Source organism: Mesorhizobium sp. M1C.F.Ca.ET.210.01.1.1, assembly GCF_004791585.1.
Classification (GTDB): Bacteria; Pseudomonadota; Alphaproteobacteria; order Rhizobiales; family Rhizobiaceae; genus Mesorhizobium.
In genome coordinates this window covers 36982-51123 of sequence record NZ_SRUU01000008.1, presented here as the reverse complement: position 1 = coordinate 51123, position 14142 = coordinate 36982, and the positions used below count along the sequence as shown (strand labels likewise).

The 14142-nt window shown below is 64.5% G+C and carries 12 protein-coding genes and 1 tRNA gene; 7 read left to right on the top strand and 6 right to left on the bottom strand.

Features of this window, described 5'->3' with window-relative positions:
* Window positions 1–18 precede the first annotated feature (18 nt).
* The gene (locus EN853_RS11205) at window positions 19–1239 is read right to left on the bottom strand and encodes a PLP-dependent transferase (RefSeq protein ID WP_127859949.1); all 1221 of its coding nucleotides are present in this window, start codon (window positions 1237–1239) and stop codon (window positions 19–21) included.
* Window positions 1240–1319: 80 nt separating this feature from the next.
* Here EN853_RS11205 and EN853_RS11200 point away from each other — a divergent pair, with 80 nt between their 5' ends.
* A complete protein-coding gene (locus EN853_RS11200; protein ID WP_127859950.1) occupies window positions 1320–2216 on the top strand; it encodes a LysR family transcriptional regulator in 897 nt (298 codons plus the stop codon).
* A 135-nt stretch (window positions 2217–2351) separates the two neighbouring features.
* Here the strand turns inward: EN853_RS11200 and EN853_RS11195 are convergent.
* The 3 genes from EN853_RS11195 to phaC form a co-directional block, all read right to left on the bottom strand.
* A tRNA-Glu gene (locus tag EN853_RS11195) sits at window positions 2352–2426 on the bottom strand.
* 288 nt (window positions 2427–2714) lie between these two features.
* Window positions 2715–3884: a YcbK family protein gene (locus EN853_RS11190; RefSeq protein WP_245516939.1), complete on the bottom strand. Its 1170-nt coding sequence runs from the start codon at window positions 3882–3884 to the stop codon at window positions 2715–2717.
* A gap of 326 nt (window positions 3885–4210) precedes the next feature.
* A complete protein-coding gene (gene phaC / locus EN853_RS11185) occupies window positions 4211–6046 on the bottom strand; it encodes a class I poly(R)-hydroxyalkanoic acid synthase (protein WP_127859952.1) in 1836 nt (611 codons plus the stop codon).
* Between the two features lie 97 nt (window positions 6047–6143).
* Here phaC and EN853_RS11180 point away from each other — a divergent pair, with 97 nt between their 5' ends.
* The 6 genes from EN853_RS11180 (at window position 6144) to recJ (ending at window position 12505) form a co-directional block, all read left to right on the top strand.
* Entirely contained in the window at window positions 6144–6554 is a 411-nt protein-coding gene (locus tag EN853_RS11180) for a hypothetical protein (protein WP_167524443.1), read from the top strand.
* A 48-nt stretch (window positions 6555–6602) separates the two neighbouring features.
* A complete protein-coding gene (locus tag EN853_RS11175; protein WP_127859953.1) occupies window positions 6603–7820 on the top strand; it encodes an LL-diaminopimelate aminotransferase in 1218 nt (405 codons plus the stop codon).
* 47 nt (window positions 7821–7867) lie between these two features.
* Window positions 7868–9181, top strand: a complete 1314-nt coding sequence (locus EN853_RS11170; RefSeq protein ID WP_127859954.1) for a homoserine dehydrogenase — start codon at window positions 7868–7870, stop codon at window positions 9179–9181.
* Between the two features lie 258 nt (window positions 9182–9439).
* Window positions 9440–10423 carry a class II fructose-bisphosphatase gene (gene glpX, locus EN853_RS11165; RefSeq protein ID WP_127859955.1) on the top strand — a complete coding sequence of 328 codons (984 nt, stop codon included), beginning with the start codon at window positions 9440–9442 and terminating at the stop codon, window positions 10421–10423.
* A gap of 72 nt (window positions 10424–10495) precedes the next feature.
* Window positions 10496–10720 carry a DUF6434 domain-containing protein gene (locus EN853_RS11160; protein WP_127859956.1) on the top strand — a complete coding sequence of 75 codons (225 nt, stop codon included), beginning with the start codon at window positions 10496–10498 and terminating at the stop codon, window positions 10718–10720.
* Window positions 10721–12505: a single-stranded-DNA-specific exonuclease RecJ gene (recJ, locus tag EN853_RS11155; RefSeq protein ID WP_127859957.1), complete on the top strand. Its 1785-nt coding sequence runs from the start codon at window positions 10721–10723 to the stop codon at window positions 12503–12505.
* Between the two features lie 19 nt (window positions 12506–12524).
* On the opposite strand, the gene EN853_RS11150 is transcribed toward recJ, so the two are convergent.
* Window positions 12525–13496: a patatin family protein gene (locus EN853_RS11150; RefSeq protein WP_127859958.1), complete on the bottom strand. Its 972-nt coding sequence runs from the start codon at window positions 13494–13496 to the stop codon at window positions 12525–12527.
* Window positions 13497–13580: 84 nt separating this feature from the next.
* The gene (gene hisI / locus EN853_RS11145; protein ID WP_127859959.1) at window positions 13581–14039 is read right to left on the bottom strand and encodes a phosphoribosyl-AMP cyclohydrolase; all 459 of its coding nucleotides are present in this window, start codon (window positions 14037–14039) and stop codon (window positions 13581–13583) included.
* Window positions 14040–14142: the final 103 nt, after the last annotated feature.

Sequence of the window (14142 nt, the reverse complement as noted above, 5' to 3'; positions counted from 1 at the left end):
TGTTGTTGTTGGTTGCTTTCATTCGGCGGCCTTAGCGCCTCCCTCGATGGCGTCCCTGCCGCGCTGGGCGGCGTGGGCAAAGAGTTCGAAGGCCTGAGAAAGATCGGCCAGAAGATCCTCAAGCGCCTCAAGGCCGATCGACAGCCGCCAGACCGGGCCTGGCTGCAGCCAATCGAGGCTGGTGCGGCCCTTGCGTGGATCGCTGACGGCGATCAGTGAGTGCACGCCGCCCCAGCTGGCTCCGAGCCTGAATAGCCGCAGGGCACGCAGCACGACGGATTGCCGGGTCGCCAGTTCCGGCCGTAGCACGAAGGAGAACACGCCAGCCGATCCGATGAAGTCACGCTTCCAGATCGCGTGGCCGGGATGGCCGAGCTGGCCGGGATGGAGGATTTGCGCGACTTCCGGGCGCTCCGATAGCCAGGCGACGATCTTGCGCGCCGTGCCGTCGGCGTGGCGCATGCGGACGGGCATGGTCATCAGGCCGCGCTCGCAGAGCGCGCAATCCTCAGGCGACACGCCATAGCCGAGGAAGCGTGCGGTATCCTTCAGGCGCCGGAAGAGGGCGGGGTCATTTACCGCTACCGACCCCATCAGGAGGTCGCCATGGCCACCGGCGTGTTTTGAAAGCGCCTGCATCGAGATGTCGACACCATGCGCGAGCGGTTTGAACAGAAGATGCGAGGCCCAGGTATTGTCGGCCGCGACGAGCGCGCCGGCCTTGTGGGCCACGGTAGCGATGGCGGACACATCCTGCACCTCGAAGGTCGCCGATCCGGGCGATTCTACCCAGACCAGCCGTGTTCTGCCGTCGATCACGGCCGCGATGCCCGCGTCCAGCCGCGGATCGTAGGAAATAACCTCGATCCCGAGCGGACCGAGAAAGCGCTCGGCCATGTCGCGCGCTGGACCATAGAGGGTCTCCGGGATCAGAACCTTTTCGTCGCTCCGACAGACCGCCATTGTCGCCAGCGTCATCGCCGCCATTCCGGAGGGGACGACGAGAGCTCGCGATCCACCTTCCACAGCCGCGATGTGGTCTTCGAGCTGGCGGCTGGTCGGCGTGCCGTAAAGTCCGTAGGTGAAGCCGTCATAGAGACGCTCGACGCGCCGTTCGAACGATTCCAGATCGTCGAAGACAACGGTCGAGGCCCGCTCGACCGGCATCGCCACCGCCTGAAATGGTTCCTCGGAGCGCTTGGGAGGATGGATATGCAAGGTGTCGTCGCGTCGGGTCATGGGCGCACCTTAGTTGGCTCACCCATTGCCATCTATGACCGGAGCGATAAAGTTAATTCGTTTTTGATATGGGAAAGGCCATGAACCTGCGCGACATCGATGTCTTCAACGCGATCATGATAACGCGCGGCGCCGGCGCAGCGGCCGCGCTGCTTGACACCTCACAGCCGGCCATCAGCCGTTCGCTCGCCAAGCTGGAGGCCGAACTTGGCTTCAGACTGTTCGACCGCATCCGCGGCAGGCTGGTGCCGACACGCGAAGGGGAGCTGTTTCATACCGAAGTGAAAGCCAACCTGGTTGGGCTCGACCGACTCAAGCTGCGTGCGGCCCAGATCAAGGAGGTAGGCACCGGAACTGTTCGCGTCGCCAGCCTGTCGGCGCTCGGGCATGGCCTGGTGCCGCGCGCAATCGCCGCTTTCTCGCGACGGCACCCGCATGTGCGCATCAGCTATCAGGTGCGCACCTCCAACATCGTGCGCGACCTGGTTGCGTCCGGCAGCTTCGATATCGGGCTAGCGGCCGACGAGGTCGACACCAGCGGCGTGCTGCACAGCATTTTCAACACGCCGCGCGCCGTCTGCGTGATGCCGAAAAACCACCGGCTGGCGCGAAAAGCGACGATCACGCCAGCCGATCTAGCGGACGAGGCTTTCCTGGCGTTGTCGCCGGAAGACACGGTGAGGCTTGCGATGGACAAGATACTTGCCGCGCATGGCGTGCGGCCGCGCATCCTGATCGAGACACCGTATGGGCTGACCATTGCCATCCTTGCCGCGAAGGGCCTGGGGATCGGCTTGGTCAACCCCTCAGTCATCGCCGACCGCATGATCGGCGGCATAGCGGCCAGGCCGTTCGAGCCGGCGGTTCACTTCCGCGCGCTGCTTCTGCGCCCGCCGGACGGTATCAACTCGACGTTGGTCACCGACTTCATTGCCGAGCTCTACGTCGCGCGAAATGCTCTATCGAGTGAGCCGTAGGCAGCGCAATTAGCACGCGTCCTAGCCGCGTTCAGTGAACTGCTCTAGACGATTCGATCGGGAGTTCGGTGCACCGAATTTCGGGTCTCTTACCCGGCCCGCAGCCGGCATCGTTACCTAGGTGCTTGGAATATCTGGTACGCCCAAGGGGAATCGAACCCCTGTTACCGCCGTGAAAGGGCGGTGTCCTAACCGCTAGACGATGGGCGCGCTCAGACGAAGCGGCTTATAATTGCGTTGTTCGCAACCGGCAACCCATCCGCCGCCACATGCGACAACTTTTTTCAAGGGCGGCAAAAGGTGCGATTTCGTCATCCTATGGCGGGCAAGGAGCGAAGCGACGCGCGCAGACCATAGGATCCATGCCGTGACGTCAAGGCATTGCAACGGTGCAGGATTCTGCTCCGCTGTATTCTTCGGTTGAGGTCACGGAATGGATCCTTGGGTCTTCGCTCCGCTTCGCGTCGCTACGCCCAAGGATGACGAGGTTGGGGAGGTTCAGCCGTCACCACCGCCACCGCGCCGACGGCAGCGCCAGTTCCAGTCGCGCTCGGGGCCGACGTCCACGTGGATCGATTCGGTGTGGCAGTAGGTGCCGACGCCGCCGCGGCCGGGCATCGAGCGGACATAGTTCGCCAGTTCCCATCTGGAGACGCCGGGCACCTGGATGTCGGCGGCGGCGCAGTACATGTGCAGCGAGTTCTTGGCGCCGTTGGCGCGGCGGTTGCGCGAGGGATCGCGGTAGCCGGAGGTGACGACCATCTTGCGGCCGAAATGGCCCTCGATCGTCTTCAGCACGCGTACCAGCGAGGGCTTCAGGCAGGCGACGTCGACGCTTTCGTTCTGCTTCAAGAGGCCGTTGGGCGCGAGCCTTGCCATGCCGGCGGCGGACGCCACCTGGTAGGAGTCGCCGCCTTCGTCCTCGTTGAGGTCGACGTCGCTCTCGTCGTCGATGCCCGACTTGCGCTTGATCTCGAACAGCGCCGTCTGGCGCACGCCGGGCAAGGCATCGGCGCCGGTGATGTGGCTGCCGCTGTCGTCACCGAGGGACGCCAGTTGCACCGGCTTGTCGCCCGGCGTCGCGGAGGCGAGCGTCACGATCGGCTTGGCCGCCGGCGGCGTGGTCTTGGCCTGCGCGGCGGGCTGGTCGCCGGAGCGCGCGTTGCTGATCAGGGGCGCGGGCGCGGCGGAAGCCGGCGTGGTGCTGAACAACGAAGCGAACAGGCCCTTCTTCGGCGCGGCGATCGGCTGCTGCTGCGGCTCGCCAGCCGTCACGTAGACGCCGCCGTTGCTCATCACCGGCGCGGCCTGAGCCTGGGCCTGCGATGCGACCGCGGCAGCATCGCCGGCAGCAACCTTCTCAGCGACGGCTTTCGTCTCATCGGCCGCCTGCGCCGATTGAACAAGCGGTTGCGGCGTGTTCCCGGCGATCGCGGCGGCGCCCGCGGGCACGGCGACGGCCGGGAAGGCGGCTCCGGGCCGCGTCTCCGGCACATAGGCAACCTTCTCCGGCAACGGTTTGTCGTTCTCGCTCATCACGGTCGACGTCGCTTCAGGGGAGGCCGACGCCACCTGCTGGGCCGAATCGGCCGAAGCCGCGGGCTTGGCGGCGGAAGCCGCGCTCATCTCGGTGGCGGTCGAGTTGTAGCCGGGCGTGACGAGCGACATCGTCGGGTCGCCCGTCGAGGTGCAGGAGGCCAGAAGCACGGAGAAAAGCGCTGCCGCGATGCTGCGGCTTTCCCTTCGCGCGAGACGCCAACCCACTGGTTTCAAAATAAAATTCCCCCTCGGTATCCGGTCCGTTCATCACCGCCATGGCGCCCCAATGCCTTTGGCGATGACCTCCTGTTCCCGAACCGGAAACGGGATATGCGTCATTCTGCAAGCCTCGGATTTGGTCTGCGTCTAAACGCGAATTGAGGCTGCGAAAACGATTAACATCACCATTTCGCCCTGTTTTAGCAGCCCGTCAACTCACCAGACATTACAGTCCGTTACACACGCACCTTGACATAGGTGCCCGGCGCATCCCCCAAGGTTTTCATACGCTTGCCCGGTTTGCGGGCGGGGACATGCACATTGTCCTGGCTTTCGATCCAGTGCTGCCAGTGCGTCCACCACGAGCCAGCATGCTCATGCGCAGTTGCGAACCAGGTGTTGAAATCGCCGACCGGCTTGGCGCCGGTCCAGTACTGGTACTTATGCGCCGCCGGCGGATTGACAACGCCGGCGATATGGCCGGAGCCCGCCATCACATATTCGACGTCACCGCCGAAAAACCGCGAGCCGAGGAACACCGAGAGCGCCGGCGCGATGTGGTCGTCCTTCGTTGCCAGGTTGTAGACGGGGATCGTGATGTCGGCCAGCGAGACGGTGCGGCCGGCAAGTTCCATCGTGCCGCGCGACAGATTGTTCTCGAGATAGCAGTTGCGCAGATAGAAGGAATGGTTGGCCGCCGCCATGCGGGTCGAATCGGCGTTCCAGTAAAGCAGGTCGAAGGGCAGGGGGTCCTTGCCGCGCATATAGTTGTTGATAACATAGGGCCAGATCAGGTCGCCCGAGCGCAGCATGTTGAAGGCGGTCGCCATCTTGGTGCCTTCGAGATAGCCCTTCTCGCTCATCGAGCGCTCGACCGCGGCAACCTGGTCCTCGTCGACGAAAACCTTCAGGTCCCCGGCATGGGTGAAGTCGACCTGGGTGGTGAAGAAGGTCGCCGACTTGATGCGATGGTCGCCTTCCTGCGCCAGAAGCGCGAGCGCCGCGGCCAGCAGCGTGCCGCCGACGCAATAGCCGATCGAATTGACCTCTTTCTCGCCGGTCGCCTTCTCGACCATGTCGAGACCGTATTGCAGGCCTTCGCGGATATAGGCCTCCCAGCCCTTGGCGCCGTGACGCTCGTCCGGGTTGATCCAGGAGATGACGAAAACGGTGTGGCCCTGCTCGATAGCCCAGCGGATGAAGGATTTCTGCGGGTTGAGGTCGAGGATGTAGTATTTGTTGATCCAGGGTGGGCAGACGAGCAGAGGACGCTTCAGCACCGTCTCCGTCGTCGGGTCGTACTGGATGATCTCGGCGACATCGCTGCGGCCGATCACCTTGCCGGGCGTCGTGGCGATGTTCTTGCCGATCTCGAAGGGCGCGTAGTCGGCCTGGCGCAGCTTCAGGTCGCCCCTGCCGGCAGCGATGTCCTCGGCCAGCATCTTCATTCCGCGCACTAGGTTCTCGCCGTTGGACGCGACGGTCTCGCGAAACAGCTCCGGATTGGTGAGGATGAAGTTCGACGGCGCGATCGCGTTGGAGACCTGTTTGACGTAGAAGCTCGCCTTGTGGCGGGTGTGCTCGTCCAGGCCCTCGGCATGCTCGACGAGGTCCGAGGCCCAGCGCGAGGTGACGAGATAGGCTTGTTTCAGGAAATCGAAGAAGGCGTTGCGGCCCCATTCCGGATCCTGGAAGCGCTTGTCGCCGCGCTCGGGCTTGACCGCGTCCTCGGGAGCTTCGGCGTTGGGGCTGACCCGCTGGATGGCGTTCGCCCAGACCGTCATGTAGCCGGCGAAGAGCCGCGTCTGCGCTTCCAACGCGCGCTGCGGGTCGGCCAGCCAGTATTCCGAGAGCTTGGAGAAGGTCTTGACCATGTCGACCACGGGCTCGGCGACATGGTCGCGCACCTCGCCCTTTTCGCGCGGCTCGGCCCAGGCCGACGCTGCCTTGCCGGCCTGCTCGATCATGCGCGCCATGTTCAACGCGAAGCGCTCGGGATCTTTGACCAGATATTGCTCGACGGTCGAAGGTCCGTCATTTTCCGCTTTGTCCGAATCGGGCGCTTTGGACATGGTTCGCGGGGTTCCTCCCGGAGCGTTTTCTTGACATATTATCATGGGACATCTGACCGGGTCCAACACGCTCTACCCCGGCTGCCAGGAAAACAATATGACGATTAATGTTGGCGGGACTTATTTTCTCGGCGCCGGTTCGATTTGCCGCATCGCCGTAGCGGCCGCGGTGCTCTGCGCGCCGCTGCTTGCCGGCGGCTGCGAGACAAGCAGCAACGCCAACAGTTCGGCGCCGACGGCATTGACCGAGGGCCCGAAGGACACCGGCTCCTATCCGAACCTCAACATTCCGCCGCAGGTGGCCGCCAAGCAACTCTCCAAGGAAGAGACCGCCGCCAAGCTCGGCGAGCTCAAGGCCGAGCAGCAGGCGCAGCTTGCCAAGGGCGGCGGCGCGAAACCGGCCCCCAACACGGCCGCGCTCAACACGCTCGCCAGGACGCATGGCGACGACGCGCTGAAGCAGATCGAAGGCAAATGCGATCCCGCCCTCGACCCTAACTGCAATTAGGTTTATATCGCGCGCCGAAAGCGCCCCCTTTGATCGTCTGGAACTGAAATGGAAGAATTTCACAAGGTCCGCCGGCTTCCGCCTTACGTGTTCGAGCAGGTCAACCGGCTGAAGGCCAGCGCCCGCTCGCGCGGCGCCGACATCATCGACCTTGGCATGGGTAATCCTGACCTGCCGACGCCAAAGGCCATCGTCGACAAATTGTGCGAGGTGGTGCGCGATCCGCGCACGCATCGCTATTCCTCCTCGCGCGGCATTCCGGGCCTGCGCCGCGCGCAGGCCGCCTATTACCAGCGCCGCTTCGGCGTGAAGCTCAACCCCGACACCCAGGTCGTGGCGACGCTTGGCTCGAAGGAAGGTTTCGCCAACATGGCGCAGGCGATCACCGCGCCCGGCGACGTTATCCTGTGCCCCAATCCGACCTATCCGATCCACGCCTTCGGCTTCATCATGTCGGGCGGCGTGATCCGCTCGCTGCAGGTCGAGCCGGATGACGGCTTTATCCCGGCCGTCGAGCGCGGCATCCGCCACTCGATCCCGAAGCCGCTGGCGCTGATCCTCAATTATCCGTCGAACCCGACGGCGCTGGTCGCTTCGCTCGATTTCTACAAGGACGTGGTCGCCTTCGCCAAGAAGAACGACATCATCATCCTGTCCGACCTCGCCTACTCGGAGATCTATTTCGACGGTAACCCCCCGCCCTCGGTGTTGCAGGTGCCGGGCGCGATCGACGTCTGCGTCGAATTCACCTCGATGTCGAAGACCTTCTCCATGCCCGGCTGGCGCATGGGCTTCGCGGTCGGCAACGAACGGCTGATCGCGGCGCTGACCCGGGTCAAGTCCTATCTCGACTACGGCGCCTTCACGCCGATCCAGGTGGCGGCGGCGCATGCGCTGAACGGCGACGGCGCCGACATCGCCGAAGTGCGCGAGGTCTACCATAAGCGGCGCGACGTGATGGTCGATTCCTTCGGCCGCGCCGGCTGGACCATTCCCGCGCCCCCGGCCTCGATGTTCGCCTGGGCGCCGATCCCGGAACAGTTCCGCCAGCTCGGCTCGCTCGAATTCTCCAAGCTGCTCATCGAGCACGCGGACGTGGCGGTGGCGCCGGGCATCGGCTTCGGCGAGCATGGCGACGATTTCGTGCGTCTGGCGCTGGTCGAGAACGAGCACCGGATCCGGCAGGCGGCACGCAACATCAAGCGCTTCTTGGCCTCGACCGCCAAGCAGCCCAACAATGTTGTGCCGCTCACCGCGCGCCGCTGAGTTCACCGCACATCACACCGACCAATCTTTGAGGGGCGTCGCCGGACATGGCTGAAGCGTTGCGTGTTGGAATTGCCGGCCTCGGCACGGTGGGCGCCTCGGTGGCGCGCGTGCTGCAGGAAAAGGCTGCCGAACTCACCCGCCAGTGCGGCCGCGACATCGTCGTCACCGCCGTCTCGGCGCGCGACCCGAAGCGCGACCGCGGCGTCGATGTCAGCACCGCCAAGTGGTTCGACGATGCCGTCGAGTTGGCCGAAAAGGCCGACATCGATGTGTTCGTCGAGCTGATCGGCGGCGACGAAGGGCCGGCGCGTGCGTCGGTGAAAGCGGCGCTCGAGGCCGGACGTCATGTCGTGACCGCCAACAAGGCGCTGTTGGCCAAGCATGGCGTGCAACTCGCCGAGATCGCCGAGAAAAAGGGCGTGCTGCTCAACTACGAGGCCGCGGTTGCCGGCGGCATCCCGGTCATCAAGACGATGCGCGAGGCGATGGCCGGCAACCAGGTCACCCGCGTCTTCGGCATCCTCAACGGCACCTGCAACTACATCCTGACCCGCATGGAAGCCGAAGGCATCACCTTCGACGCCTGCCTCAAGGACGCGCAGCGGCTGGGCTATGCCGAAGCCGACCCGACCTTCGACATCGAGGGCCACGACACGGCGCACAAGCTGTCGATCCTGACCAGCCTTGCCTTCGGCACGAGGATCGCGGCCAACGACATCTATATGGAAGGCATTTCCAACATCACTCAGGCCGACATCCGCGCGGCGGCCGATCTGGGCTACCGCATCAAGCTGCTCGGCGTCGCCCAGCGCACCGACAGTGGCATCGAGCAGCGTGTGCACCCGACCATGGTGCCGACGGCATCGGTCATCGCGCAGGTGCACGGCGTCACCAATGCGGTGGCGATCGAGACCGACATCCTGGGCGAGCTTCTGCTCTCCGGTCCCGGCGCTGGCGGCAACGCCACCGCTTCGGCGGTGGTCGGCGACATCGCCGACATCGCCAAGAGCCGGCCAGGCTTCCAGCACGGGCCGGTCTTCGGCTGGCCGGCAAAGGAGCTGAAGCCATATAAGAAAGCGCAGATGCGCAGCCATGCCGGCGGCTATTTCATCCGGCTCACCGTGCATGACCGCATCGGCGTCTTCGCCGCGATCGCCAAGCGCATGGCCGACAACGACATTTCGCTGGAATCGATCGTGCAGCAGGCGGCGGGGCCGGAGACCGAGGCGCAAAAGACGGTGATCCTCGTCACTCACGAGACGACGGAAGCGGCCGTGCGCAAGGCGGTCGAAGGCGTCACCAAGGACGGTCATCTGACCGACAAGCCGCAGGTGATCCGCATCGAGCGGGCGGAATAGCTCGAATTTGATTTCATGCATGTCTTCGGCCCGAAACCGGCTTCCAGTTTCGGGAGACATGCTTTGTAACATTCCGCCTTCAATCGATTGATATTGCTGCAATTTCAAAAATTGCTGGGGCAAGTCTTGCCGTTGTCATGGAGCTTTGCCAGAACAAGCGCGCCTCTGGCGGGAGGCGGGAGCAATTCCAGGAAAGTGCCTGGCGGTTTTCCATCCGGGATTGCTGGAAACAACAGTGCCAACGAGGAATACTTGCTGATGAACATGGCCCAGAACATCGCCGCCGGCCTCGACCGGATCCTTACCATGGAGGTGGTGCGCGTCACCGAGCGGGCAGCGGTCGCCGCCGCCAGGCTGCGCGGTCGCGGTGACGAGAAGGCCGCCGACCAGGTTGCGGTCGACGCCATGCGCCAGGAACTCAACCGGCTCGCCATCAAGGGTACCGTGGTGATCGGCGAGGGCGAGCGCGACGAGGCGCCGATGCTCTATATCGGCGAAGAGGTCGGCACCGGCAAAGGCCCGGCGGTCGACATCGCGCTCGACCCACTCGAAGGCACGACGATCTGCGCCAAGAACCTGCCCAACGCGCTGGCCGTCATCGCCATCGCCGAGAAGGGCAGCCTGTTGTTCGCGCCGGACGTCTATATGGACAAGATCGCGATCGGTCCGGGCTATGCCGAGGGCATCATCGACATCGATGCGCCGCCGGCGGAAAACATCGCCAACCTCGCCAAGGCCAAGGGCGTGGCGGTGTCCGACATTACCGCCTGCATCCTCGACCGGCCGCGCCACGCCAGGCTGATCGACGCTGTGCGCGCCACGGGTGCTGCGATCCGCCTGATCGGCGACGGCGACGTCGCCGGCGTCATCCACACCACGGACCCGGAAGAGACCGGCATCGATATCTATCTCGGCACCGGCGGCGCGCCGGAAGGGGTGCTGGCCGCCGCGGCGCTGCGCTGCACCGGCGGGCAGATGCAGGGCAGGCTGATCCTCGACACGCCGGAGAAGGTGGCGCGGGCCGAAAAGATGGGCATTTCCGATCCGAAGCGTATCTATCGGGCGCAGGACATGGCGCGCGGCGACGTGCTGTTCGCGGCAACCGGCGTCACCGACGGCAATCTGCTCGACGGCGTGAAGTTCGGCCGCACCTTCATCACCACTCATACCATCGTGCTGCGCTCGTCCTCGCGCACCGTGCGCGAGATCAAGGCACGTCACCAGGACCTGGAAAAGTTCTAGATTTACTTGCGAGGTCGGATCGCAGTTGTTAGCCATTTCGGCGACTACGATACCGGCTGCAGGGATCTGACGATGATAGCGTTCGACTGGCATGCGGATCCGATTTCGCGTGCTACGGTGATTACGAAATCCTATCGCAACACCCAGAATGTGCGCCGCTTTCTGACACGCGAATGCGGCAGTGCATTCAGGTTCGACCGCCCTTTCATGACCTGGCTCAAGGATGGTACGGAAAAGACCATGGGCGATGCGGCGGACGAATGGCTCCGCCGCCAGGCTGATAAGCGGAAAGCGTAGTTGAGCGGCGAAAAGCGCTTCTTCCTCGATGTCAGGCAGTCGGCGACCGGTGTTTCCTGGGAACATCGGCTGACCGAGCGGCAGGACATGGCTGCTCTGGCCATCGCTCAGGGCCATGGTGTGCCCGACATCGTGGCGCGCGTCCTTGCCGGGCGCGGTGTGACGGTGGAGCAGGCCGAGCGCTTCCTCGATCCGACCATTCGCGAGCTTTTGCCGAATCCGGCCTCGCTGACCGATATGGAGAAGGCGGCGGCGCGGCTGGCGGACGCGATCGTGGCCGGCGAGAAGGTGGCGATCTTCGGCGACTACGATGTCGACGGTGCGGCGTCGTCGGCGCTGCTGAAGCGGTTTCTCGCGCATTTTTCGGTACCCTGCGAAATCTATATCCCCGACCGCATCTTCGAAGGTTACGGCCCCAATCCGGAGGCCATGCGCGAGCTGATCTCGCGCGGCGCGAAGCTGATCGTGACCGTCGACTGCGGCACCAACAGCGCCGCGTCGATCGAGGCCGCCAAGCAGGCTGGCGCAGATGTGGTGGTGCTCGACCACCACCAGGTCGGCGGCGCGCTGCCAGCGGCGGATGCGGTGGTGAACCCAAACCGGGAGGACGATCTTTCAGGGCAAGGTCATCTTTGCGCTGCCGGCGTGGTCTTCCTGTGCCTGGTGCAGATGGCGAAGGTGCTGCGCGACAGGCTGCCAAACGCCGCGCCCGTCGATCTGCTTTCGCTGCTCGACCTCGTGGCGCTGGCGACGGTCTGCGACGTGGTGCCGCTCACCGGGGTCAATCGCGCGTTCGTGGTCAAGGGACTGCAAGTGGCGCGCCAGCAGAAGAATGAAGGGCTGGCGGCGCTTGCACGGGTCTCGCGCATCGGCGAGCCGATCAACACCTTTCATCTCGCCTATCTGATCGGACCGCGCATCAACGCGGGCGGACGCATCGGCGACGCCGCGCTCGGCAGCCGGCTTTTGGCCACCGACGATCCTGTCGAGGCCGCAGGCATTGCCGAGACGCTCGACCGGCTGAACCAGGAACGGCAGCAGATGGAGATGGAGATGCTGGCGCAGGCGCGCGCCGAAGCCGATGCCGAGCTTGCCGGCGGCAGCGGCCCGGCCATCGTCGTCACCGCCAGCAACAATTGGCACCCCGGCATCGTCGGGCTGATCGCCTCCCGGCTCAAGGATCATGCGCGCCGTCCGGCCTTCGCCATCGCCTTCAATTCGACCGGCGTCGGCACCGGTTCGGGACGTTCGGTGCCCGGCTTCGATCTCGGCCGGCTGGTGAGCGAGGCGGCCGACGCCGGGCTGATCGTCAAGGGCGGCGGCCACGCCATGGCGGCCGGCATCACCGTCGAGCGCGCGAAGCTCGGCGCGCTTCGGGCCTTCTTCGAGGAGCGCGCGGCAGCGGACGTGTTCCGGCTGCAGAGCGAGGAGAGCCTGGCGATCGACGGCGCACTGGCTGCCGAGGGCGCGACGCTTTCGCTTCTCGACGCGCTGGAGAAAGCCGGCCCGTTCGGCGCTGGACATATCGCGCCGGTGTTCGTGCTGCCGCGCCACAGGCTCACAGATGCACGGCCGATCGGCACCAATCACATCCGCGCCGATCTGCAGTCGCAAAGCGGCGGCAGCCTCCAGGCGATCGCGTTCCGGGCCGTCGATACCGCGCTCGGCGAATTCCTGTTCAAGAACAGGGGCAAGACCGTGCATGTCGCCGGTTCGCTGTCGGGCAATTACTGGAACGGCAACCGCACCGTGCAATTCCGCATCACGGATGCCGCAATTGCCTAAGCTGCGCTGATGCTTCAGGTCAGGCCAGGACTGTCTGCAGCCGCGTCAATTCGCTGATCTGGGACATCGTCGCCTGATAGCCGAGGCGGATCGCCTCGTCGGCGCGGTGGAACTCGGTCAGGCCGATATGGCTGAGCTTCGGCTGCAGCGACATATCCGGTGGATCGCCGGCGAGCCTGGCGCGCGAAATCCGGTCCTGGATGATGTTGAAGGCCTCGACCATGACGCCGGTGATGCCAAGACGGGTCTGGTGCGGCTGGTACTGCGGATTGACCTGGCCTGGACGCGGAGCGTCGGTTTCGATGACGAGCTCGCCAGCGCTGTGCTTGATGACCGCGGCGCGCCCGAACAGGTCGTAATGCAGGTTGACGGCAACGACCAGCGGCTGCTCGTAGGCGCGGCAGACCGAGACCGGCACCGGATTGACCAGCGCACCATCGACCAGCACGCGGCCATTGCAGTTCACCGGCTCGAACACGCCGGGCAGCGCATAGGACGCGCGCATGGCGGTGATCAGCAAACCGTTCGACAGCCAGATTTCGTGGCCGGTGCGGATTTCCGAAGCGACGGCGACGAATGGCTTTGTCAGGTCCTCGAAACGGATGCCTGCCATGTGCTCGCGCAACCGCGCATCGAGCTTCAAGCCGCCGAACAGGCCGCTGCCGCGCAGATTGAGATCGAGAAGCCCGAAGATGCGCCGCTTCGTCAGGCTTCTGGCGAACTCCTCCAGCTCGTCCAGCTTGCCTGCGATATAGCAGCCGCCGACCAGCGCGCCGATCGAGGTGCCGGCGATCATCGATACTTCGATGCCGGCTTCGTCCAGGGCGCGCAAGACACCGATATGAGCCCAGCCACGTGCGCAGCCGCCGCCCAGCGCCAGCGAGATGCCCGCCTTCTTGGCCGACTTCGGCTCGGGCACGCCGCCGGACGATGCGAGGCCGTTGGCCTCCTGAACGTCAGGTCTGCTGCGCAATGACGCCCATTCGAGCATCATGATCTCCCTTGTCCCGTATCCCTTCTACACCAAGGTTGTTTGAGAATAGTGAATATGAGTGATTTGTGAATATTGAATGGTTCACACCGGCTTCCGATACGTCTGTTGCGCATCGAACAGCGGCTTGCTGCCATCGTCGACAAGCACCGCCTTGCCGTCGTTGAACCCCACCGTCCGATAAAAGCAGGAACGTCTGCCAGTGTGACAAGTTGCGTCGTGGCCCAATACTTTGACGCTCAACCATATCGCGTCCTGGTCACAATCCGTGCGCATCTCGACGACACGCTGGACGTTGCCCGAGGTCTCGCCCTTCTTCCAGAGCGCGTTGCGCGAGCGCGACCAGTAGTGCGCAATGCCGGTCTCGAGCGTCAGCGCCAGCGCCTCCGCGTTCATATGCGCGACCATCAAGAGCATGCCGTCGCCGGCGTCGGTGACGACGACGGTCACGAGGCCGGCGGCATCGAAGCGCGGAGAAAGGACGGCTCCTTCCTCCAGCGCCTTCTTGTCCGCTGGAGCTTTGGGAAATTCGAGTGCCGACATGGCCGGTCCCTGTTCGATTGCAAGGCGCGTTGATATTCAGGTGAGGCCGGCCTGCAAATGGCGGCTCCCCGGGGCTACCGGTGCTCACATACTCTAAGTACGC

Excerpts from the sequence above, each read along its gene's own strand:
- EN853_RS11205 (WP_127859949.1), bottom strand. The coding sequence starts at position 1,239 with ATGACCCGACGCGACGACACCTTGCATATCCATCCTCCCAAGCGCTCC.
- EN853_RS11200 (WP_127859950.1), top strand. The coding sequence starts at position 1,320 with ATGAACCTGCGCGACATCGATGTCTTCAACGCGATCATGATAACGCGC.
- EN853_RS11190 (WP_245516939.1), bottom strand. The coding sequence starts at position 3,884 with ATGTCGCTCGTCACGCCCGGCTACAACTCGACCGCCACCGAGATGAGC.
- phaC (WP_127859952.1), bottom strand. The coding sequence starts at position 6,046 with ATGTCCAAAGCGCCCGATTCGGACAAAGCGGAAAATGACGGACCTTCG.
- EN853_RS11180 (WP_167524443.1), top strand. The coding sequence starts at position 6,144 with ATGACGATTAATGTTGGCGGGACTTATTTTCTCGGCGCCGGTTCGATT.
- EN853_RS11175 (WP_127859953.1), top strand. The coding sequence starts at position 6,603 with ATGGAAGAATTTCACAAGGTCCGCCGGCTTCCGCCTTACGTGTTCGAG.
- EN853_RS11170 (WP_127859954.1), top strand. The coding sequence starts at position 7,868 with ATGGCTGAAGCGTTGCGTGTTGGAATTGCCGGCCTCGGCACGGTGGGC.
- glpX (WP_127859955.1), top strand. The coding sequence starts at position 9,440 with ATGAACATGGCCCAGAACATCGCCGCCGGCCTCGACCGGATCCTTACC.
- EN853_RS11160 (WP_127859956.1), top strand. The coding sequence starts at position 10,496 with ATGATAGCGTTCGACTGGCATGCGGATCCGATTTCGCGTGCTACGGTG.
- EN853_RS11150 (WP_127859958.1), bottom strand. The coding sequence starts at position 13,496 with ATGCTCGAATGGGCGTCATTGCGCAGCAGACCTGACGTTCAGGAGGCC.
- hisI (WP_127859959.1), bottom strand. The coding sequence starts at position 14,039 with ATGTCGGCACTCGAATTTCCCAAAGCTCCAGCGGACAAGAAGGCGCTG.